Genomic DNA, 19,995 nt, shown 5'->3' on the forward strand with positions numbered 1-19,995 from the left:
GGGAATGTAACGGAATTATAGGTATTTGTCAATAAGTGCAGTGAGTTGTGCTTTTGTCGCTGCGCCGACTTTTGTTTCAACATTTTCGCCATTTTTAAATAGCATTAAAGTTGGGATGCCGCGCACAGCAAATTTTTGTGGTGTTGCTGGGTGATCATCAACATTTAATTTAACAATTTTAACTGCCTCACCTTTTTCATTGGCAATTTCATCCAACACAGGAGCAATCATTTTGCACGGTCCGCACCATGGTGCCCAAAAATCAACAAGCACAAGGCCGTCATTTGTTACTTCTTCAAAGTTTTGATCGGTAATATTTTCAATAGAAGACATAGTAAATCCTTAAGTTTTGCATTAATACCTACTATTGCAGGCGTTGTATAATTTGGAGGAATTTTAGCAGAAAATCAAGGTAAGGTGAATTTCAAACGCGATATAAATTACTTATTGCCAAGATAAGCTGAATTGAGTGTGTTGTTTTTCCTTTGACATATCTTTAATTGTCAATTTCATACAAAAGTGATATAACAACTTTTTGTTGAATAAGCTAAATGGGTGAAAGCTCATTGAATAAATACAAAGCGAATCTATATCGCGAGCACACATTATAAATATTAAAATTCGGGGTAATTGATTATGAAAATCAAAATAATGTCTTTATCAACTGTTCTATTATCCATGGCGCTTGCTGGGTGCGGAGGATCTGACTCATCAAGCTCAAACTCAGCTGCAGTGAGTTTAGCGAGTAATACAAATGGGGTGATTTTTTCAGAAGTTGGCAGTGGTGTGACTACCGAAAAGAGCTATACACTTAGCCTACAAGCTAATAATATTGCTGGAATTGGAACAAGCACCACCTACCATATTGAACTATCTGGATTGAGCTCTCCCTTTCAAGTGGTAAATAATACTTGTGCCAATGGGATAGAGGCAGGAAAAAGCTGTGCTTTTTCTATACGTTACACGCCAGCTTCAAGCGAAGACTATCATAAGAAATCAACATTATATATTAATCTTAGCGATCAAAATGGAAAGAGTGTTTATGCAACCAGCACAAATGTCGATGGTGAAAAGGCGCCGTCTATTTATATTTTTGGAGACAGTTTAAGTGATGGTGGGTATCAAGATCTTTTATACAAAATATACTCTGATCAATGGCCTAAGATACCAAACACGAATACACCAAAAGCACCAACCTTTACGACACCTGGGGGGATGCCTTGGAGTGAGGCGTTGGCAACTTATTTGGGTGAGGCTATTCAAGTGAATAATACAAATCCTGTCCCAAGCACAATGACATCAACTAAAGAGAAAAAAGGGAATAATTATGCTGCTGGAGGTGCGACAACAACCTGTACGGGAATCACAAGCACAAACCCTTTGAATGGGGAGCTTATATATTCTCCGCCGCCGATAGGACCAAGTAGAAGTGGGGAGAAATGCCAAGATGCAAATATTGAGAGCTATAATCAGATTGATAATTATCTCTCAGGGCATAATCATGTCGCTGATAGCAGTGCTATTTATATTCTTTGGGGCGGTGCGAATAATATCTTAAAAGCACAAGGCTCGCCAAATACACTACCTGAGGTTGCGATAAATGCAGCAAAAGATATTGCTTATGATGTTGAGTATTTATATCAAAAAGGTGCAAGGAAGTTTATTATTTTGAATTTGCCGAATTTAGGCTTGACGCCAAGTGCAACTGAAAATGGTAAAAACCCAGAAAATAAAGCCCTGTCATCTATTGCTGAGCTATATAATACCACTTTGCAATCAGCGCTTGGAGCACTGAAGTTATCTGGGTTATCCTATCAATATATAGACACCTATACCTTACTGTCTAATATTGTTGCGGACAAGTCTATTACAAGCTTCGGTAAGGAATATACTTTCACTAATGTCACAAGCGCAGCCTGTGCTAAGCTTACAGATTCAGCGATTAACTGTATTCCAGAGACAAGCAAATTAACTGGTTATGTGTTTGAAGATGGGGTTCATCCAACAACAACGGTCCACCAGATTATACGTAACTATGTCTATCAAGCGATAGAAAACTTATACACGCCTCAATAAACGATCAAAATAGCGTAAATTTACGCTATTTATTTAATGTCTCAATTGTTAGAATTTCTCCCGCTCTTAGGTTGTGTGATTGATATTTGATCGCATTTTGATTAAAAAAAGAAGAATGGAGAAACCATGAAAACAAGATTAACAAAGTTAACTATCAGCTGTGGTGCGGTTTTATTCAGCGCTGTAACTTTATATGCAGATAATGCGCCGGCAAAAACGGGTGTTTTATTGTCTGTTGAAGGATCGTCATCAGTAATTTTACAAACAGAAACTCAATCAATTGCAGGGATTGACATATATAAATCAGAGCAAGATAACGGACTCGGTTTAGGAGCGTATATTGCCTTTGATTATGCATTGACACGTAATGTGACCATAGGTGCTAAAACAGGCTATTTCCATGTATTTGATATTGCTAAGGTAACAGTTGGTTCAAGCTCGACTAAAATATCTACCGATAATATTCCACTTTTGGCTACAGCAAAGTATCATTTTGACTCGGGTTGGTTTGTGGGTGGTGAGATGGGCCTTGATTTACAAAGGGCAAGTAGTACTGATAGTAATATTGTTAACTCTACAGGTAAGTGGGGAGTGGCATTTATGGCAGGGCCTGTTGGTGGTTATAAGTGGGATAATCTATCTATCTCTGGTTCTTTGGATTATATTTCAGGTGATGATTTAAGTTTTCAGAACACACAAAACGATGGCCTAAATACTTTGCAGAATATCAAATTAGGTGTTCAGCTTAATTATCTTTTACCGATGTAATTAAATAGAGTAGTAAGCAAATGAAGATATATCATTTTGGCAGCCTAGCACTTATTAGTTTACTTGCTGGTTGTTCAGCTATCCAGCTAAGCCCTGAGGCGCAAAGAATCCTAGCTACACCAAATAAGCCTGAAGGGCATTGTAAATACCTAGGTTCTGTTACAGGGCATCAAGGTAATTTTTTCACTGGATCATGGACCTCTAATGCCAATATGGAAGAAGGTGCAATGAATGACCTTAAAAATAAAGCTCTAAAACTGGGGGCAAACTATATTCAGCTTGTTACCAATCGTGCAGCCAATACCATGAGTGGTAGCTTTTCGGATAATGGAGGTTCTATTTCTAGTGAGCAAACAAGCGTTGTACAAGTAGGTAATGCTTACTATTGCCCGTCACTTGATGAAACTAAAGAAGCTTAGGAGTCATTATTATGTGGGAAATGCACTGTTTTATTGATGCGCTGTTTTTATTTTGGTGTCAAGTGCCATAAATAAATCATCACATTATCAAATTAATGAATTATATTGTTGCTAAAACTTTTGCTATGTTGGTTTTATTCGGACCTTCAGGTGAAAGTCAATGCAAAGCACGCTTAATCATATAGACATTGTTATTGCTCATTCAAAGCATAATTATCTAGCAAAGGGCATCTCCAAACAAATTGCCAAAAGTGCGAAGGACCGCGGCACTGGCATTGCTTTACGTTCAACTGAGTATATTCAATCAAAAATAAATACATCTCATGCAATTATTGCTTTTGATAAGCTGAATAATACGATTGCGGGTTTTTGTTATATCGAATCATGGCAAGCGAAAAATTTTGTTTCCAATTCAGGGCTTATTATCTTTCCTAGTTACAGAGGAATAGGACTTGCCAGAAAAGTGAAAAAAAAAGCACTCGAGCTTGCAAGCACACATTATCCAAATGCAAAATTCTTTGGTTTGACGACAAGTCCACAGGTGATGAAAATAAACTGTGATCTGGGTTACAGGCCTGTGACGTATCAAGAGCTAACACAAGATCAAATTTTCTGGCAGGGCTGTCAAAGCTGTGTCAACTTTTCAATATTACAAGCTAAACATCACAAAAACTGTCTGTGTACAGCAATGTTATATGATCCAAAATGGTTTAAAAAGGAGGAAAAAGTGAAGTTGATTTTGGCCTTTAGTGGTGGATTGGATACAAGTTATTGTGCAAAATATTTGCTTGAAGCAGGCTATGAAGTCTATAGCGTTACCGTTAATACCGGTGGTTTTGATCAAAATGAGCTGAAAGAAATTGAAAAACGGGCACTGAGTTTGGGGGTCACGCAGCATATTAATATAGAGGCAACGAAAGATTTCTATCAAAACTGTGTGAAGTATCTTTTATTTGGCAATGTGCTTAAAAACAACTGCTATCCATTATCGGTGAGCGCTGAGCGTGCTTTTCAAGCGAGAGTGATTGCAAATTATGCTAATGAGCATCATATTCAGCACATTGCACATGGTTGTACGGGTGCAGGTAATGATCAAGTTCGCTTTGATTTGATGTTTCATGTGCTTTGTCCTGATGTAAAGATTATTACACCCATTCGAGATCAAAAGCTTTCACGCAAAGAGACAGCTGATTATCTTAAAAGCCATGGCATTGATTGTCCTCAAAAAACCCAAAATTATTCAGTTAATAAAGGGCTTTGGGGAACCTCAGTGGGTGGCGTAGAAACCTTAAGCTCCAACAAATTTATCCCAGAGAAGGCGTGGCCGACTCAAATGACAAAAGGGACAGATGATGAAATAGTGATAAAAGTGAGCTTTTATCAGGGCGAACCTGTTGCGCTTAATGATGAGGCAAGTAGTCCTATTTGTGTGATTAATAAGCTGCAAGCAATGGCAGGAAAGTATGGCATTGGGCGTGATATCCATGTGGGTGATACTGTAATCAACATCAAAGGCAGGGTAGGATTTGAGGCGGCAGCGCCAATGATACTTATCAAGGCACACCATGCACTAGAGAAACATGTGCTAACAAAATCACAGCTTAAAACAAAGGAGCTTGTTGCTGCAAACTATGGTGAAATGACACATGAGGGGCAGTTTTTAGACCCCGCATTAAGAGACATTGAAGCGCTTCTATGTTCATCACAAAAACATGTTACAGGGGATGTGTTTGTCATGTTAAAACCATGGCATTTTTATATTGTTGGTTGTCAGTCTCAATATGATCTTATGGCTGATCAAGGTGCTGTATATGGAGAAGAAAATAACCGATTTAGTGCAGATGATGTGAAGGGTTTTAGCAAAATTTTAAGTAATCAGCTACAAAACTACCAAACAAAAGTGACCATGCCATGAGTAAAATCAAAGTTGGTATTATAGGTGCTGCAGGTTACACTGGCGGCGAGCTGTTAAGAGTGCTCATCACACATCCTGATGTTGAGATAAGCTATATTCATAGTCACTCTCACAAAGGTGAGCCTATCTCCACTGTGCATAGTGATTTCTCTTATTTGTTGCCTGAGAGGTGCTTTGATGGGGTACTTCAAAGTGAAGTCGATGTGGTGTTTTTGTGTGTCGCTCATGGAGAAGCAAGGAAGTATATTGAAAGTGGTATCTTCTCTTCGCAAACGAAAATCATTGATTTATCACAAGATCATCGCTTACAAGCACATGCAAAAGGTTTTGTCTATGGTTTGGCTGAAGTGAATAAAGAGCGGATTAAAAAGGCCAATTATGTGGCAAATCCAGGGTGTTTTGCAACTGCGATTGAGCTTGCGCTTTTTCCGCTTATGGAATATATAGATAGTGATATTCATATTACTGCATTAACTGGCTCAACGGGCGCGGGAGTCAAACCAAGTGCCAGTACGCATTTTTCATGGCGCTCTCATAATCTTTCAGTTTATAAAGCATTTAACCATCAGCATTTAGCTGAAATCTGTGAGTTATTAGCGCCCAAAGTCAACATTAACTTTGTTCCGCTAAGAGGTGGATTCACACGAGGGATCTTGGCTTCTATTTATTTTAAAGCGGATAAACCATTATCTTATATGAAAGCAAAGTTAGAGAGCTATTATCAACAGGCAAAGTTTGTCAAAGTGATTAACGAGCTTCCTGATGTTAAAAGGGTAGTTAATACAAACTTTTGTCTTTTAAATATACAAGAGCATGATGGTTATATTCATGTTGTCAGTGTGATTGATAATTTACTAAAAGGCGCTGTTGGTCAGGCAGTGCAAAATATGAATTTGATGTGTCACTGCAAAGAGGATGCCGCTTTAATATTAAAGCCGCTTGTTCATTAGTTTAGGGAGCCTGATAATATGAAACATTTTTTGTCTATCAATGATATTGGCGATATAAAAAGTGCAATTAGCACCTGCCAAGCGATTAAAAGAAATCCTTATCTAGGTCAAGGAATAGCAAAGGGAAAGACACTTGGGCTGATATTTTTAAACCCAAGCTTAAGAACAAAAATTTCAACCATCAAAGCGGCGCAAAATTTAGGATTTAATGTTTTGCCTATCGATGTTTCAGATGCTTGGGCGCTTGAATATAATGAAGGTGCTATTATGGATCAAGATAAAGCTGAGCATATCAAAGAGGCGGCAGCGGTGATTGGGCGCTATTGTGATATCATTGCCATTCGTGCATTTGCAAAGCTAAAGCATAAAGCGGAAGATGAGAAAGAGCAAATTTTTCAAAGCTTTGTTCAATATGCGGGAAAACCTGTTGTTAATTTAGAATCAGCACTTCGCCATCCACTTCAAACATTAGCTGATCTTTTAACTATTGAGTCTTATAGAGAGAAGCTAGAGAAAAACAAAAAACCAAAAGTCGTTTTAAGCTGGGCGCCTCATGTTAAAGCTTTGCCTCACGCGGTTGCTAACTCGTTTGTCGAGGGCATCCAAAAGATGGATTATGAGTTTGTTATTACCCATCCTGAAGGGTATGAGTTAGATGACAGTTTTACAAAGGATGCTAAAGTGGAATATGATCAAGAAAAAGCCTTTTGTGATGCTGATTTTATCTATGTTAAAAATTGGTCGAGTGTGAAGGAATATGGAAAAGTAATCAATCAGGATAAAAACTGGATGATCGATCATAAAAAACTGCTTCATACCAGTCAGGCAAAGGTAATGCATTGTTTACCTGTCAGGAGAAACCTTGTTATTGCCGATGAGGTGTTAGATAGTGAGCATTCCATTGTTATTGAGCAAGCAGAGAACCGTTTATATAGCGTACAATATGTATTGGCTGAGCTATTACATTCAAATAATGAGAAGCTAGTGAAAAATGAGTATAAGGAAGCCATTTATGATGAATGTTGAAACGCATATCCTTAAAATTGGTGGTAAAGTACTTGAGGATATAAAAGCACTTGAAAAGCTACTATTAGATTTCTCTAGGCTTAATGGCAATAAAGTGATTGTTCATGGCGGCGGCAATAAGGTGAGTACTTTTTTAGAACAAAATGGTCATAAGCCTTTATTTGTTGATGGCAGACGCATCACTGATGAGCGCTCCCTTGAGGCTATTGTGATGTTTTTGGCAGGCAGTATTAATAAATCCCTAGTATCGATGCTACAAAAAAATCAGATCAATGCGCTTGGACTGACGGGTGCGGATTTAGATCTTATTCGCAGTGGGAAGCGTCCCCCTCAAAAAGAGATAGATTATGGCTTAGTAGGCGATATTAAAAGGGTCAATGTTGAGGCTTTTGTACAACTCTTTGAGATGAATGCTTTGGCGGTGATTGCGCCTGTAACACATGATGGAAAGGGTCAATTATTAAATACCAATGCAGATACTATCGCTACGGAAGTTGCAAGCGCGTTGTCTTATGCTTTATCAGGGAGTGTGTATTTATACTATTGCTTTGATTTAGAGGGGGTGTATCGTGATATTTCAGATCAAAAAACACTTATCTCAAAGCTTAATTATGCAGATTATAAAACTTACAAAGAGAAAAGATACATTGTAGGTGGCATGATCCCCAAATTGGATAATTGTTTTAAAGCACTTAATGCAAATGTTAGCTGTATTTATATCAGTAACCCTGTGTTATTAACTCAGAAGATTAATGGTCATAAATTTATGGGGACGACGATTGAAGCGTAGTAATAATGTCATATTCAAATCTAAGTTAAACTAGGAAGATACACAGTATGTCAGAGAAATTAAATGAAGCTGTCGGCTTTTTAACAGGGTTGATTGAAATCCCATCACTATCAACAAAAGAAGATAAAAGCGCTGAGTATATTTACAACTGGATGGAAAAAAAAGCACTTGAGCCTAAGCGCATTGGGAATAATGTTTATGCAAAATCAAAACATTTTGATCCAGATTTGCCTAGTGTTTTACTTGTCTCGCATCATGATACAGTACCACCGGCAAAAAGTTATACTAAAGATCCATTTAAAGCCGAGATAATAGATGGGAAGTTATATGGACTCGGTGCAAATGATGCAGGTGGGGCGCTCAGCTCAATGCTTATAGCATATGAGCGATTTTCCAAAGAGAAGCTTGGCTTTAATTTAGTATTTTGTGCAGCAGCCGAGGAAGAAGTATCAGGTGTCAATGGCTTAAGCTTAGCATTAAAAGAGATGGGGAAAATTGATTTTGCCTTTGTCGGTGAGCCAACTTCACTTGAGGCCGCGATTAGTGAAAAGGGACTGATGGTTTGTGATTGTGTGGCATTTGGTCAATCAGGTCATGCTGCAAGAGATGAGGGAGTGAATGCCATTGATATTGCACTAAAAGATATCAGCTGGCTCCATAGCTATCAATTTGAAAACAAATCTAAGACATTAGGTGATGTTAAAATGTCTGCAACGGTGATTCAAGCTGGCTCTCAGCATAATGTTGTACCTGATAAATGTCATTTTGTCGTTGATGTAAGAACAACCGATTGTTATAACAATGAGGCGGTGCTTAATATTATGCAAAGCCATATGCAGGCAGTCGTCACACCAAGATCAATGCGTATTAAGCCTTCAAGTACCCCCTCTAGCCACCCCATTTTAGCCTTAATACAGCGTTTTGGGATTAAAACCTATGGTTCTCCAACAACCTCAGATCAAGCGGTATTAAGTTGTCCGAGTATTAAAATATCACCTGGTGATTCCAAGCGTTCACATAGCGCAGATGAATATATTTATATCCAGCAAATAGACGATGGGATTCATTTCTTTATGCGTATGATAGAAGCACTGACGCTTGAATCTGACACATTACAATCCTATATGACAAACAATACGGCATTAGATTTAGATAAGGAAAAATGATGACACAAACACATAAACTATGGGGTGGGCGCTTTAAGGATGATAACGATCAGTTATTTGTCTTTTTTAATGAGTCGTTAAGTTTTGATTATCGCTTGGCACCTTATGACATCCAAGCAACAAAAGCGTTTTCTTTGGCCTTATCTAAACTGGATGTGATTTCTTATAAAGAGCTCACATTAATCCATAGAGCGCTCGATGAAATTGACGATGAGCTTAAGAGCAATAAAGTTACTTTACAAACTGCCATTGAAAGTGGTGTTGAAGATATCCATACTTTGGTGGAAAATCTGCTTGTTAATAAAATAGGTGATGTTGCCTACAAGGTGAATACGGGACGCTCCAGAAATGAGCAAGTCTCCTGTGCAACGCGTCTTTGGCTTAAAGATAAACTTAGTGAGATTATTGCATTAATCAAAGCACTTATGTGCACACTGAAACAAAAGGCAAATCAGCATATTGATGATGTACTTATGGGCTACACGCATTTACAGCAGGCTCAACCGATTACATGGGGGCATTATTTTTTATCGTTCTATCAAATGCTCAAAAGAGATAAGCTACGTTTTGAAGAGCTGTTATCACATGTTGATTACTCTCCTTTGGGGCTTGGTGCAATCGCAGGGAACGCTTGGCAGATTGATCGAAAGCTCATTGCGGACACCTTAGGGTTCAAGGGACTTTGTTTAAATAGTCTTGATGCTGTAAGTGATAGAGATTATATCGTTGAGTTTTTATCGCACACGAGTCTTCTTGGTATGCATCTAAGTCGCCTTGCTGAGGATTTTATTATTTACTCTACGAGTGAATTTAATCTCATTGAAATGAGTGATTTGGTAACAACTGGTTCATCATTGATGCCACAGAAGAAAAATCCAGATGCGATGGAGCTTGTGCGTGGCAAAACAGGGCGTGTATATGGCAATCTTATGGCGCTTTTAACAACGTTAAAGGCAATGCCATCTGGGTATAATAAAGATCTTCAAGAAGATAAGGAGCTATTGTTTCAAAGTGCATCTGAAATTGAGATGATTTTAAAAGTCAGCAACATAACGATTGAAAGTGTGCTAATTCATCCAAAAAATCATGAGAAAAGCTTTTCAGTGGCAACAGAGCTTGCTGATTATTTAGCAAAAAAGAATGTTCCTTTTAGAGAGGCGCATCACATTGTCGGGGAGATAACAGCCTATGCAATTGAAAATAATAAACCGCTTAAAGCATTAACAATAGAAGAGTTTAAAGCCTTTTCAGCTGTCATTGAAAGCGATGTTTATGCTGTTTTAACGATTGATTTTGCTTTGAACTCTAAGAAGGTGCAAGGTGGCACGGCACCTTTGGCAATACGAGAGGTGCTTGCATCAAATGTAGAGTAAAGAGTTTTGATCCGCCTATGATAGGATGATTTGCAATAAGCATATTAAAAGGCGAAGATTGCGAAGAAAGCTATAAATAGCCTTTTTGTTAAACGAAAATTTGCTATACTGGTGTCAATTGAGTCTTGTTAACACAAACATCTGAAGGAAAAATCATGAAAAGAAAACTTATTGTAAGTATTCTTGGTGCTGCTTTATGCACTGGCGCCTTTGCCGCAACTGATCATAGCAATCAATTTTATGGCGGTTTAGGCTTAGGTGGCTATTTTAACCATAGTTATAGCTCAAGCGGCCCTGCTGCAAGTGGAACAGTAGGTTATGGCTTTAATAAAAATTTAGCGGCGCAACTAAACATTAGCTATCTGACTAATGATCAAGGTATTGCATTAGCTGAAGGGATTTGGAATTTACCAAATAGCTCTAAGTTCACACCATATGTTGCCTTAGGTGCAGGTTATACTAAGTTGACAACAAATAGCTTTGGTTTAGATGCTGGCGTTGGTGTGAAATATGAACTTGCTTCAAATGCGTATGCTTCTTTGGATTATCGCTATATCCAAGCATTTGGCTCCAAAACGCCAAACGGTAGCTTAGTAACATTAGGCTTAGGTGTTTACTTTGGTGGTGCTGATAGCACATACCAATCAGCGCCGATGAGTGCTGCGCAAGAGAAACGTGAGTCACACTATCATGCAAAATATGTTTTACCAAAAAATGTACTTGAATGCCAGTCAAATACTACTGATGCAACACGTGAATCAGTAGGTTGTTATACTGTTGATGGTGATAAAGTTACTATGCACTTGGATGCAAAGTTTAATTACGATAGCTATGCGCTTACTTCTGGTGCAAAATCAGCGATTGATAATTTGGTGAGCTTTATGCATGAGTATAACATTAATACGGTTGTGCTTAACGGCTATGCTTCTCAAGGTAAAAAAGGTCCAGCTTATGCTGAATATAACAAGCGCCTTTCAACTAATCGTGCGTTAGCTGTGAAATCTTATCTTGTTTCACAAGGTATGGATGCAACCAATATTGAAGTTGTAGGTTATGGTTATACAAAACCATTGGTACCAAATACATCAACTGAAAATCGCTCTATTAATCAGCGTGTTGAAGCAAGTATTCCAGTACCATTGAAAAAAGCGTAATCAGCTTTTAATCTATTCCAATATATCATTTTTATAACCCTGCATTTAACATTTAATGTGGGGTTTTTTGTTTTCGATATGGTGGTCACAATAAGATTTCTTTTTTACTGAGATGCTCGGATCTTTTTCAATATACTTTTATCTGATTGATTGAGTATTTATCAAAGTTTTTTTAATAAGTATCATGAGATTTTTAAAAACACTTTCTCAAATAAGCAAAACTCACAGCGTTAAATATAAATACAATTGCCGATAGAATTAAAAGAACACTAATAATTTGACTGGAAAATACAAGCTCAGGGTAGAGATGATTCACAGCAGATAGAGTGACTATAAATAAAACAGGCATCAGTCCCGAGCGAATGATTTCGGTATAAATATTTAAAAGTGTATTCGTTTGAGCACTATAGTTATTGATATAGATAATATGTGAAGTATTAAAAGATGCGTGATATTCAATAATGGCATAGCACAATAAAAAAACCAGTAATGCAATGACAACAATACTGATACTATCAAATGGCATAATGGCTATTGTAATAGCAAAAGGAATAAGCCAAAAGCTGCTTTTGAAAATAGCGCTTGCAATTTTTTGGTCGGTTATTTCTGTTTTTTGTTTAAAGATTTGAATTAAATAAAAAATAACAATCACAAGTGAGAATACAGGCTCAAAAATATACAGCCAATCATACAATTTGACAGGAATATTAGGTGACAGCACAAAGAGGATCAATGAGGATAAAATGGTTACAAGCACAAGAGAATACTGGGATAAATTGCAAATATACATTAATGCATAACGTGGCTTTGCTTGGTAGCAAAGTGCAATGGTCACGGCTATAAATGAGAATAAAATAAGCCATGAGGCAAAAAAGTGCCAGCGGTACATAATAAAGCCTGCAAGCATTGCAATAACTGCGCCAAGTAAAAATGGCAGCAAGCAAAATATAACCGTACGACAGCGAATCGACGGCAGCTTTTTAAGGTAGCGAAAATAAAAGTATACAGCGCCTAAAAAAGAAGTTGTCAGGGTGAAATATAGTAGCAAATCATAGAAGGAAGTAAGGACAAAGATAATGGTAACAAGTATTCCAAGTGAGTTGACAATAAGCGAGGCAAGGTTGTTTTTGATGGCATTACTTAAAACAGCCTGATCTTTAATGTGGTATTTTTTAGTCTCTAAAATCACAAAGGTGCCAAGATAGCGAAGAAGATAAAAATGCACGCCCATTGCCATATAAAGTACGCTGGGTGAGAAGCGTCCACTGAGTAAAATATAGGTGGTTAACATTAAGAATACAGGGCAAAAGAATCCAAGGATGCTGATGGCTTCTTCTCGCTTATGTGCTGTATGAATGAGTTTTGTTGTAAGATAAATAACAAACCACACAATGATGCCCAAAAGGGCAACGATACTGATCATATCAACAAAAAAATACAGCTGTTCCATTTCACTATGAAAAACATCACTGAATCCGGAGATATTTGCAGCCAACGCACGAATGGGAACATAAATAGGCAAAATACAAAAATATATTAAGGCAGGATGTGCCAGACAGTTAACAATAAATGCTTTTGTTTTATCCATTTAAGTTCATGGTTTCCTTCGATAACGCCAGAGCTTAGCATAATTTAACTGATCATAGATAGAAGAATATTGTAAATAATCATACAATAACATAAAGCTAAATGGGTGTGGTATACCGCTTTGATGTTAGATAAATACTTTGATAATAAGGGTTGGTGCAGTTTTGCAAAGAAAATTGAATCTCCTAATTATAATAACAGACCTAGTGGAGTGAGAGGTGAAATCTCTCTGTTGGTCATACACTGCATTTCTTTACCAGAGGGGTCTTATGATAATGACAACGTTGAGACTTTTTTTTTGAATCAACTGGATTACACTCAGGATGAGTGTTTTCAATCTTTACGGACATTAAAAGTATCAAGTCATTTTTATATTAAACGAAATGGGGAGATTATTCAGTTTGTCTCAACAGATAAAAGGGCGTGGCATGCTGGAATAAGTGCTTATAAAGGGCGCGAGAATTGTAATGATTTTTCCATTGGTATTGAGCTTCAAGGAACAGATCACAGTGCCTTCAGTGAAGATCAATACAACAGCTTAGCAGATTTAACCAATACGCTTTTATTGCGTTATCCCAAAATAAAGGGAAATATTCAAGGACACCAAGATATTGCGCCGGAGAGAAAAAAAGACCCAGGAAAGCTATTTGACTGGAGTCACTATTTAACGATGATTCAAAGTAATTAAGGCGAGTGTATCATGCGTTTATATCAATATTTTCTATTATTTATTGTTAGCTTTTCTATCTCTCAGGCTTATGGGAATATTCGTGTTATTTCACTTTCTCCCAATACAACCGAGATTGTTCATGAGCTTATTCAGTTAAGCGATCAAAATAAGACATTGCTTGTTGGGACGATTTATTATCCTTCTCAGCCTTCCTATTATAACAATATTCCGAGCATAGGCAGTTATCAAGGCATCAATGTTGAAGCGATTTTAAAACTGCACCCAACGGTGGTGGTAACGTGGAAAAATCAAACGCCACCACAGGTTCTCGCACTCTTAAAACGATTTGGCATTAAAGTGGCTATTTTTAATGCTGAGAGTCTTGTAGAGCTTGCTAATAGTTTTACTCAAATTGCTAAAGTTATATCACTAGAGAAAGAAGGCATAGCGCTAAAGGAAAAATTTACATCTCAGTTACAAAAAATTGTTCAAAATGCGCGTCAAGGCAAAGATAAAGCGGAGAATATAAACACACAGCAATCCCCAAGAGTGTTTTTACAGCTGTCACAACAGCCTATTTTCAGTATTGGCGGTGTGGGAATATTAAATGACATTATTCATGTTTGTAGAGGAGAGAATATTTTTGATCATGTTCAAAAAACAAGCTTTCAAACAATGCTTTCTGCTGTGATTAAAGAGAACCCTGATGTCATTATCATGTTATCTTCTGTAGCAATGAGTAAAGCATATCAAACAGTAACAAACAGCATGTGGAAAAGTTGGCCTGCTATTAATGCGGTGAAAGAGAAAAGGGTATATCTTCTTTCATCATCAGTGATCTCGCAGTTTAGTCCTAAAATAATCAAAGGGGTCAATGCGGTGTGTTCAATTTTACGTACGAATTAAAAATTAATAATTCATAGCTGCAGGGTAATTAATAAAGAAAACAATCCGCTCTGCGGTTCTAATAAAAAAATGTAATACATTAGAACAATCATCATGGCTATTGGGGCTTTTATTTTGGATGGACCTTAGACTTTTCTCAAGCAGCTCACCTTCTCGTTGTAATCTATAAATGACGTCCCTTTCACTATGTCTGTGCAAATTCGGCACATTGTGTTTTAGAATTAAGGAATGAAGCGGGTAATGCTTTTCCATCTTGTCAGCCCCTCGTGCAAGATCTCTTAAGCGACGGCGTCCTTCCCAAGCTCCCGCAAGGAATAGTTTTTGAGATGTTCGCTTAAATAAGTAATGAAGGTCGTCATATCTTTGCCCTCCATGCCTGCCATGACAGTCAAAAACAGCATGACCAAAGTCAAAGGCTCTAATATTAAAGTAGTCAACTCCGTCTAGATTATATTTAATCCATTTTATGTTTTTCATATGCATGTCACCATGCTTAATTCTATTCATAAATAAGATGAAATGTATAAACATGAGTTGATGTATGCAACTAAAGAGCTGTTCCTTGGAAGTAATCTGTTTATATCCTGCAGTAATCATACCCTTATACATGGATACATTGCGGATATCTTCTATCTGTCTTCCATATGATTGTTGCATATTGCTTCTGTTTGACTGCTGCATATTGCTTCTGTGTGACTGATGTATATCTTTTAACTCGATCTCGTGTTGATAAGAAAAAAATGCATCTATATACCTATCTTCTCCTCCAGGAATGAATGAGTTTGATAGAAATCTTGGTATGTATTCAAAATCTCTGATTTTAATTCTGGCCTTATCCTCGTTTATGTAGTCTTTTCTTGCAGATTTGTTCGTTGTTATTGTTTGACCAGCTTGTGGATTAAACTTCTTATTAGCGCCACCTGGTAGGTCTCTAAGGCTGACTCTAGCTTGATGGAGAGTTTGCCGCTCTAGTTCTCTAATATTTGAAAGTGTATTTTTTATACTTTCTTCAAAAAAGTAGCTCATACTATTAACCTCAACAATTGTTATGTATCATGCTCAGCTCTGATTTGTGTCAATAATTAATCTTATTTAGATTGAAAAATGACAATGATATAATATAAGACAGGTAATGATCTTTGAATAAAAAATATGCTATTTCGGGTTTTTTGTCATGAATTGTACTGCAGATGCTATTTAGGAGTTACGGAGATGTTATGAAAAGCCTTTTAAATGCCTAGAAGTTATTATAAAGTGCCAACTACTTAGGGCTTAATTAAACTAAAGAGGGTCGCGTGTTTTCAAGTCCATTTATCGGTGAGTTATTGGGATGTTTGACTTTGATTTTGCTAGGTGGTGGTGTTGTTGCTGGTGTGCTTTTGAAACAATCAAAAGCGGAGAATAGTGGTTGGATTGTGATTACGACAGGCTGGGGATTTGCGGTAATGATGGGTGTTTTTATCGCGCAAGCAGGGGGCTCCCCCCAGGGTGATATCAACCCGGTGGTGACTTTGGCAAAATATTTTTTAGGCACGTATCATTCCTTTTCACATGTAATTACTTTATGGATAGCACAAATATTAGGGTGTTTTTTAGGTGGGGTGCTTGTTTGGCTTTGCTACTTACCACATTGGCGGTTTACTGAAAATAAACACTTCAAGTTAATGGTTTTTTCTACTTATCCCGCTTTAAGACATAAAGGCTGTAATTTCTTAACTGAATTAATTGCGACAACACTATTAATTGTATTTGTGGGTGCGTTAACCGTTTATGGAAAGAGCCTACCATTTGCCAATGGGACCGTGCCTTATATTTTTGGCTTTGCGGTGTGGGGCATTGGTTTATCCTTAGGTGGACCAACAGGATATGCTATTAATCCTGCACGTGATTTAGGACCAAGAATTGCACATGCTGTTTTGCCTATCTCTGGCAAAGGTGATAGTGACTGGGGCTATGCTTGGGTGCCTATTTTAGGCCCTGTATGTGGCAGTATACTTGGTGTTGTTATTATTATCTTATTTATGAAAGGAGCTTAAGCTATGAAATATTCTGGAAGTTGTTTTTGTCAAAAAGTGAAGCTTGAGATGAACTCAGAGCCACTAAAGCTACTTAACTGTCACTGTAAAGATTGTCAAAAGTGGACCGGATGTGCTTATGAAACGGCAGTTGTATTTGATGTGGAGACAGTGAAAGTGAATGGGAAGATTAAGTTTTTTGATAGCTTATCGGATCAAGGTAATACGGTTTCAAGAGGGTTTTGTCCTGATTGCGGTGGGGCTTTTATGAATAAAAGTACAGGCTTGCCAGATAAGGCAATCGTTTATGCTGGGGTCATTGACTGGGATAAGATGCCAAGCTTAAGTGCTGAAATCTATTATGACAATGTATGGTTTTCTTCTTGTATGTTGTCAGATACAAAGAAATTTCAGGGGTATTTCTCACAAGAGCTTTAGTTGGTAAGTAAACTCCCTAGCAAATCGTCTTTGCATTTTTATATAAAAACTTGTAGATTATTAACACAATCATGAATATCATGGTTCCGTTGTAAAGTATATATAGCTTTTGGGCTGAAATTCTCAATAAGAAGATCAGTTAGGGTGGAAAAGTAGATATGACTTTATGCATTTAATTAATAAGTAAATGAATAAATAAAGCATAACGAAAGAGGGGTAGCATTCAAATGTCTCAGCATGTAAGTGCCAATGCACAGTATAGAAGAATTGTATATATGATTTGTCTTATTGGTGCACTAGGAGGGTTATTATTTGGTCTTGATCAAGGGTTTATTGCCAACTCACTGGCAACGATTGATAAAGTATATGGATTAACAACAGAGCAGGGTGAGCACTACTCGGCGGTGCTTGCTTGGGGCGGTATTTTAGGGGCGCTATTAAGTGGACTGTTTGCACGCTTTTTAGGTCGAAAAAAAGTGCTTGTGTTGGCAGGGTTTTTATTTACCTTGCTATCACTTATCTCATCACTACTACCACCTTTGGGTATATTAACGGCGTGTAGATTTGGTTTAGGATTCGCTGTTGGTATTGCCTCTTTTACAGTGCCACTTTATCTATCTGAAACAGCGCCAACCTCCATTCGTGGTGGCATGGCGACCTTATTTCAGTTAATGATTACAATTGGTATTTTCTTAATCGCAGTGACAAACGTTGCAATTGCTAAAGTACTTGGACATTTTGAAATTTCACTTAGCCTTATGTTTGGTGTGATTGTGCTATTTGCTGCAATCATGTTTTTGGGTAGTCTTTTCTTGCCAGAAAGTCCGCGTTGGTTGATGCTCAAAGGGCGTGAAGTAGAGGCGAGAAAGGTTCTGGCTCGCGTACGTGAATCTCAAGAAGTGATTGAAGAGGAAGTCTCTGAAATCAAAGAGAGTATTCGTGTAAACCAAGGAAGTGGGGCCGCGATGCTTTCTAAAGGGTATTTTTGGAAAATATTAGTTGTGGGTGTTGTTTTGCAAATGTTCCAGCAGTTAGTTGGCATTAACATGATGATCTATTATGCGCCAACTATTTTTGGCTATGCTGGCATGACAGGCATTATTGCACTTTTGGCTATTCCAACGGTGAATATGTTATTTACTTTCCCAGCGATTAAGTGGATTGATAAATGGGGTAGAAAAAAGCTTTTATATATGGGTGCAACAGTGATGATGATTTCAATGTTTGCAGCTGGATTTGCCTTTTTATCTATTGCTCACTCAGCGCCAGGAGCTATTTCTAAAACAGTGCTACTGTTATCAGCCGTAGTCTATATCTTTGGCTTTGCTTGCTCATGGGGACCTGTTGCATGGGTGATTTGTGCAGAGGTATTTCCACTTAAAGGCAGAGAAATTGGCATGACGGTTACCACAATGATCAACTGGACTTTTGCCGGTGTCGTGATGGCAAATGCGCTTAGCTTTATGAAAGCCAATGGCAATGCTTCTATCTTCTTTGTATTTGGCGGATTTTGTATCTTATCAATGATATTCTTGAAATTCTTTGTGCCAGAGACAAAAGGAGTAAGTTTAGAGCATATTGAAGCCAATCTTGAAAATGGCGTACCACTTCGTGATTTGGGTAAAGTAGATGGACAGAGCCAAGGGCAAAATATAAATGCTGGCTTAGCTGGTACAAAAGCCTAGTTTTTTTCTCTCAGGATCTAAATAGCTAAACTGGATAAATTAAGGCAACTGCATAACATGCAATGCCTTCTTTTCTACCAACAAAACCAAGTTTCTCGGTGGTTGTTGCTTTAATGTTAACTTGATTTTCCATAAGCTTCAGCATCTTGGCAATGGATGCTTTAATCTTTGGTATGAAAGGCGCAAGTTTTGGTGCTTGAGCCGCAATGGTAATATCAATATTAGAAATTTGAAACTGATGTTGTTTGAGCGCCTTTAGTGTTTCATGAATAAAATGGCTACTTGCCATATCTTTAAAACGATTATCGGTATCTGGAAAGTGATGACCAATATCACCCAGTGCAGCTGCCCCCAGCATTGCATCGGTTAATGCGTGAAGCACTACATCGCCATCTGAGTGTGCTTCAAGTGATAACTCACTTGGTATTTCAATTCCGCCTAACATCAGTGGCTTTTGCTCTAATGAGATCTTGTGCACATCATAACCGTGTCCTATACGAAACATAGCACTATTCCTCTGAGACCAGTTCAAAGTTATTTGATGTCCATGCGCGATAGCCGCCATCAACTGAAATCACATTTCGATAGCCCATTTTTTGCAAATTCTGTGCACTTAATGCTGAGCGATAGCCTCCACCACAATATAGATACATCTTTTGATCTTTATTAGGGATTAGGTTTTCAATCTTTACTTCAATTACTCCACGACTTAGGTGCGTGGCTCCTGGGAAGTGATCACGCGCATATTCAGACTCCTCTCTTACATCGATTAGAAGACCATCTAGTGAGTTATTATCAAGCATGTTTTTAATATCAAATACACTACACTCTTGAATCTCTTTTTTTGCTTCAGCAACTAAAGCGAGGAACTGTGGGTTATGTTGCATCGTATTCTCCTATGATATGGTTTACGCAAATTTGAGAATATTATAGCGAAAGTTACTCTAAGGGCGTTAAAGTTTTATTAAATAAGCGGTATTTGAATTTAAATATACTTTGTCAGTAAAGCATGCTTGCCAAGTTGAAGCAAAATGCTGCACAATAGGGCTCTTGAGTT

Annotated in this window: 19 protein-coding genes and 1 pseudogene; 15 read left to right on the plus strand and 5 right to left on the minus strand. The window is 37.7% G+C overall.

Annotated elements, in window-relative coordinates:
- Positions 1–15 precede the first annotated feature (15 nt).
- Positions 16–333 carry a thioredoxin gene (gene trxA / locus A37Q_RS0111655; RefSeq protein ID WP_018300455.1) on the minus strand — a complete coding sequence of 106 codons (318 nt, stop codon included), beginning with the start codon at positions 331–333 and terminating at the stop codon, positions 16–18.
- Between the two features lie 303 nt (positions 334–636).
- Here trxA and A37Q_RS0111660 point away from each other — a divergent pair, with 303 nt between their 5' ends.
- The 10 genes from A37Q_RS0111660 (at position 637) to A37Q_RS0111705 (ending at position 11,637) form a co-directional block, all read left to right on the plus strand.
- Entirely contained in the window at positions 637–2,076 is a 1,440-nt protein-coding gene (locus tag A37Q_RS0111660; RefSeq protein WP_026196681.1) for an SGNH/GDSL hydrolase family protein, read from the plus strand.
- Between the two features lie 126 nt (positions 2,077–2,202).
- On the plus strand, positions 2,203–2,844 hold the full coding sequence (locus A37Q_RS0111665) for a hypothetical protein (RefSeq protein ID WP_018300457.1): 642 nt from the start codon (positions 2,203–2,205) through the stop codon (positions 2,842–2,844).
- A 20-nt stretch (positions 2,845–2,864) separates the two neighbouring features.
- Positions 2,865–3,263: a DUF4156 domain-containing protein gene (locus tag A37Q_RS0111670; protein ID WP_018300458.1), complete on the plus strand. Its 399-nt coding sequence runs from the start codon at positions 2,865–2,867 to the stop codon at positions 3,261–3,263.
- 160 nt (positions 3,264–3,423) lie between these two features.
- Positions 3,424–5,178, plus strand: a complete 1,755-nt coding sequence (gene argG, locus A37Q_RS0111675) for an argininosuccinate synthase (RefSeq protein ID WP_018300459.1) — start codon at positions 3,424–3,426, stop codon at positions 5,176–5,178.
- Complete coding sequence (gene argC, locus A37Q_RS0111680; protein WP_018300460.1) at positions 5,175–6,128, plus strand: N-acetyl-gamma-glutamyl-phosphate reductase; 954 nt, start codon at positions 5,175–5,177, stop codon at positions 6,126–6,128. Before argG ends, argC begins: the two co-directional genes overlap by 4 nt.
- 18 nt (positions 6,129–6,146) lie before the next feature.
- Entirely contained in the window at positions 6,147–7,154 is a 1,008-nt protein-coding gene (locus A37Q_RS0111685; RefSeq protein WP_018300461.1) for an N-acetylornithine carbamoyltransferase, read from the plus strand.
- Positions 7,141–7,944: an acetylglutamate kinase gene (gene argB / locus A37Q_RS0111690; protein WP_018300462.1), complete on the plus strand. Its 804-nt coding sequence runs from the start codon at positions 7,141–7,143 to the stop codon at positions 7,942–7,944. The genes A37Q_RS0111685 and argB overlap by 14 nt, the downstream gene beginning before the upstream one ends.
- A gap of 47 nt (positions 7,945–7,991) precedes the next feature.
- Entirely contained in the window at positions 7,992–9,110 is a 1,119-nt protein-coding gene (locus A37Q_RS15380; RefSeq protein WP_018300463.1) for a M20/M25/M40 family metallo-hydrolase, read from the plus strand.
- Positions 9,110–10,483, plus strand: coding sequence for an argininosuccinate lyase (gene argH, locus A37Q_RS0111700; RefSeq protein WP_018300464.1), 1,374 nt, complete (start codon positions 9,110–9,112; stop codon positions 10,481–10,483). Before A37Q_RS15380 ends, argH begins: the two co-directional genes overlap by 1 nt.
- A gap of 155 nt (positions 10,484–10,638) precedes the next feature.
- Complete coding sequence (locus A37Q_RS0111705; protein WP_018300465.1) at positions 10,639–11,637, plus strand: OmpA family protein; 999 nt, start codon at positions 10,639–10,641, stop codon at positions 11,635–11,637.
- Positions 11,638–11,830: 193 nt separating this feature from the next.
- On the opposite strand, the gene A37Q_RS0111710 is transcribed toward A37Q_RS0111705, so the two are convergent.
- Positions 11,831–13,225: a hypothetical protein gene (locus tag A37Q_RS0111710; protein ID WP_018300466.1), complete on the minus strand. Its 1,395-nt coding sequence runs from the start codon at positions 13,223–13,225 to the stop codon at positions 11,831–11,833.
- Positions 13,226–13,348: 123 nt separating this feature from the next.
- Between A37Q_RS0111710 and ampD the strand changes: the two genes are divergently transcribed.
- On the plus strand, positions 13,349–13,912 hold the full coding sequence (ampD, locus tag A37Q_RS0111715; RefSeq protein WP_018300467.1) for a 1,6-anhydro-N-acetylmuramyl-L-alanine amidase AmpD: 564 nt from the start codon (positions 13,349–13,351) through the stop codon (positions 13,910–13,912).
- A 12-nt stretch (positions 13,913–13,924) separates the two neighbouring features.
- Positions 13,925–14,800, plus strand: a complete 876-nt coding sequence (locus A37Q_RS0111720; protein WP_018300468.1) for an ABC transporter substrate-binding protein — start codon at positions 13,925–13,927, stop codon at positions 14,798–14,800.
- Positions 14,801–14,803: 3 nt separating this feature from the next.
- Here the strand turns inward: A37Q_RS0111720 and A37Q_RS0111725 are convergent, their stop codons facing one another.
- Positions 14,804–15,826 (minus strand): hypothetical protein, encoded by a 1,023-nt coding sequence (locus A37Q_RS0111725; protein ID WP_018300469.1) that lies wholly within the window; start codon positions 15,824–15,826, stop codon positions 14,804–14,806.
- A gap of 269 nt (positions 15,827–16,095) precedes the next feature.
- On the opposite strand from A37Q_RS0111725, the gene A37Q_RS0111730 reads away from it, so the two are divergent.
- The 3 genes from A37Q_RS0111730 to A37Q_RS15390 all read left to right on the plus strand — a co-directional run bounded on the left by A37Q_RS0111730 (position 16,096) and on the right by A37Q_RS15390 (position 18,938).
- Positions 16,096–16,836 (plus strand): MIP/aquaporin family protein, encoded by a 741-nt coding sequence (locus A37Q_RS0111730; RefSeq protein ID WP_018300470.1) that lies wholly within the window; start codon positions 16,096–16,098, stop codon positions 16,834–16,836.
- A 3-nt stretch (positions 16,837–16,839) separates the two neighbouring features.
- On the plus strand, positions 16,840–17,253 hold the full coding sequence (locus tag A37Q_RS15955; protein WP_018300471.1) for a GFA family protein: 414 nt from the start codon (positions 16,840–16,842) through the stop codon (positions 17,251–17,253).
- Between the two features lie 227 nt (positions 17,254–17,480).
- A complete protein-coding gene (locus tag A37Q_RS15390) occupies positions 17,481–18,938 on the plus strand; it encodes a sugar porter family MFS transporter (protein ID WP_018300472.1) in 1,458 nt (485 codons plus the stop codon).
- A 25-nt stretch (positions 18,939–18,963) separates the two neighbouring features.
- Here A37Q_RS15390 and ispF read toward each other — a convergent pair whose 3' ends face one another.
- Together ispF and A37Q_RS0111750 are read right to left on the minus strand one after the other, a co-directional pair.
- Positions 18,964–19,443, minus strand: a complete 480-nt coding sequence (ispF, locus tag A37Q_RS0111745) for a 2-C-methyl-D-erythritol 2,4-cyclodiphosphate synthase (protein WP_018300473.1) — start codon at positions 19,441–19,443, stop codon at positions 18,964–18,966.
- A gap of 13 nt (positions 19,444–19,456) precedes the next feature.
- Positions 19,457–19,825: pseudogene (locus A37Q_RS0111750) on the minus strand (rhodanese-like domain-containing protein); the annotation flags it as partial.
- Positions 19,826–19,995 lie beyond the last annotated feature (170 nt).

Source organism: Fangia hongkongensis FSC776 = DSM 21703 (genome assembly GCF_000379445.1).
GTDB classification, from domain to species: Bacteria; Pseudomonadota; Gammaproteobacteria; order Francisellales; family Francisellaceae; genus Fangia; species Fangia hongkongensis.

What these genes read in the sequence shown, in the direction of transcription:
- trxA (WP_018300455.1), bottom strand. Translation starts at nt 333, where the DNA reads ATGTCTTCTATTGAAAATATTACCGATCAAAACTTTGAAGAAGTAACA.
- A37Q_RS0111660 (WP_026196681.1), top strand. Translation starts at nt 637, where the DNA reads ATGAAAATCAAAATAATGTCTTTATCAACTGTTCTATTATCCATGGCG.
- A37Q_RS0111665 (WP_018300457.1), top strand. Translation starts at nt 2,203, where the DNA reads ATGAAAACAAGATTAACAAAGTTAACTATCAGCTGTGGTGCGGTTTTA.
- A37Q_RS0111670 (WP_018300458.1), top strand. Translation starts at nt 2,865, where the DNA reads ATGAAGATATATCATTTTGGCAGCCTAGCACTTATTAGTTTACTTGCT.
- argG (WP_018300459.1), top strand. Translation starts at nt 3,424, where the DNA reads ATGCAAAGCACGCTTAATCATATAGACATTGTTATTGCTCATTCAAAG.
- argC (WP_018300460.1), top strand. Translation starts at nt 5,175, where the DNA reads ATGAGTAAAATCAAAGTTGGTATTATAGGTGCTGCAGGTTACACTGGC.
- A37Q_RS0111685 (WP_018300461.1), top strand. Translation starts at nt 6,147, where the DNA reads ATGAAACATTTTTTGTCTATCAATGATATTGGCGATATAAAAAGTGCA.
- argB (WP_018300462.1), top strand. Translation starts at nt 7,141, where the DNA reads ATGATGAATGTTGAAACGCATATCCTTAAAATTGGTGGTAAAGTACTT.
- A37Q_RS15380 (WP_018300463.1), top strand. Translation starts at nt 7,992, where the DNA reads ATGTCAGAGAAATTAAATGAAGCTGTCGGCTTTTTAACAGGGTTGATT.
- argH (WP_018300464.1), top strand. Translation starts at nt 9,110, where the DNA reads ATGACACAAACACATAAACTATGGGGTGGGCGCTTTAAGGATGATAAC.
- A37Q_RS0111705 (WP_018300465.1), top strand. Translation starts at nt 10,639, where the DNA reads ATGAAAAGAAAACTTATTGTAAGTATTCTTGGTGCTGCTTTATGCACT.
- A37Q_RS0111710 (WP_018300466.1), bottom strand. Translation starts at nt 13,225, where the DNA reads ATGGATAAAACAAAAGCATTTATTGTTAACTGTCTGGCACATCCTGCC.
- ampD (WP_018300467.1), top strand. Translation starts at nt 13,349, where the DNA reads ATGTTAGATAAATACTTTGATAATAAGGGTTGGTGCAGTTTTGCAAAG.
- A37Q_RS0111720 (WP_018300468.1), top strand. Translation starts at nt 13,925, where the DNA reads ATGCGTTTATATCAATATTTTCTATTATTTATTGTTAGCTTTTCTATC.
- A37Q_RS0111725 (WP_018300469.1), bottom strand. Translation starts at nt 15,826, where the DNA reads ATGAGCTACTTTTTTGAAGAAAGTATAAAAAATACACTTTCAAATATT.
- A37Q_RS15955 (WP_018300471.1), top strand. Translation starts at nt 16,840, where the DNA reads ATGAAATATTCTGGAAGTTGTTTTTGTCAAAAAGTGAAGCTTGAGATG.
- A37Q_RS15390 (WP_018300472.1), top strand. Translation starts at nt 17,481, where the DNA reads ATGTCTCAGCATGTAAGTGCCAATGCACAGTATAGAAGAATTGTATAT.
- ispF (WP_018300473.1), bottom strand. Translation starts at nt 19,443, where the DNA reads ATGTTTCGTATAGGACACGGTTATGATGTGCACAAGATCTCATTAGAG.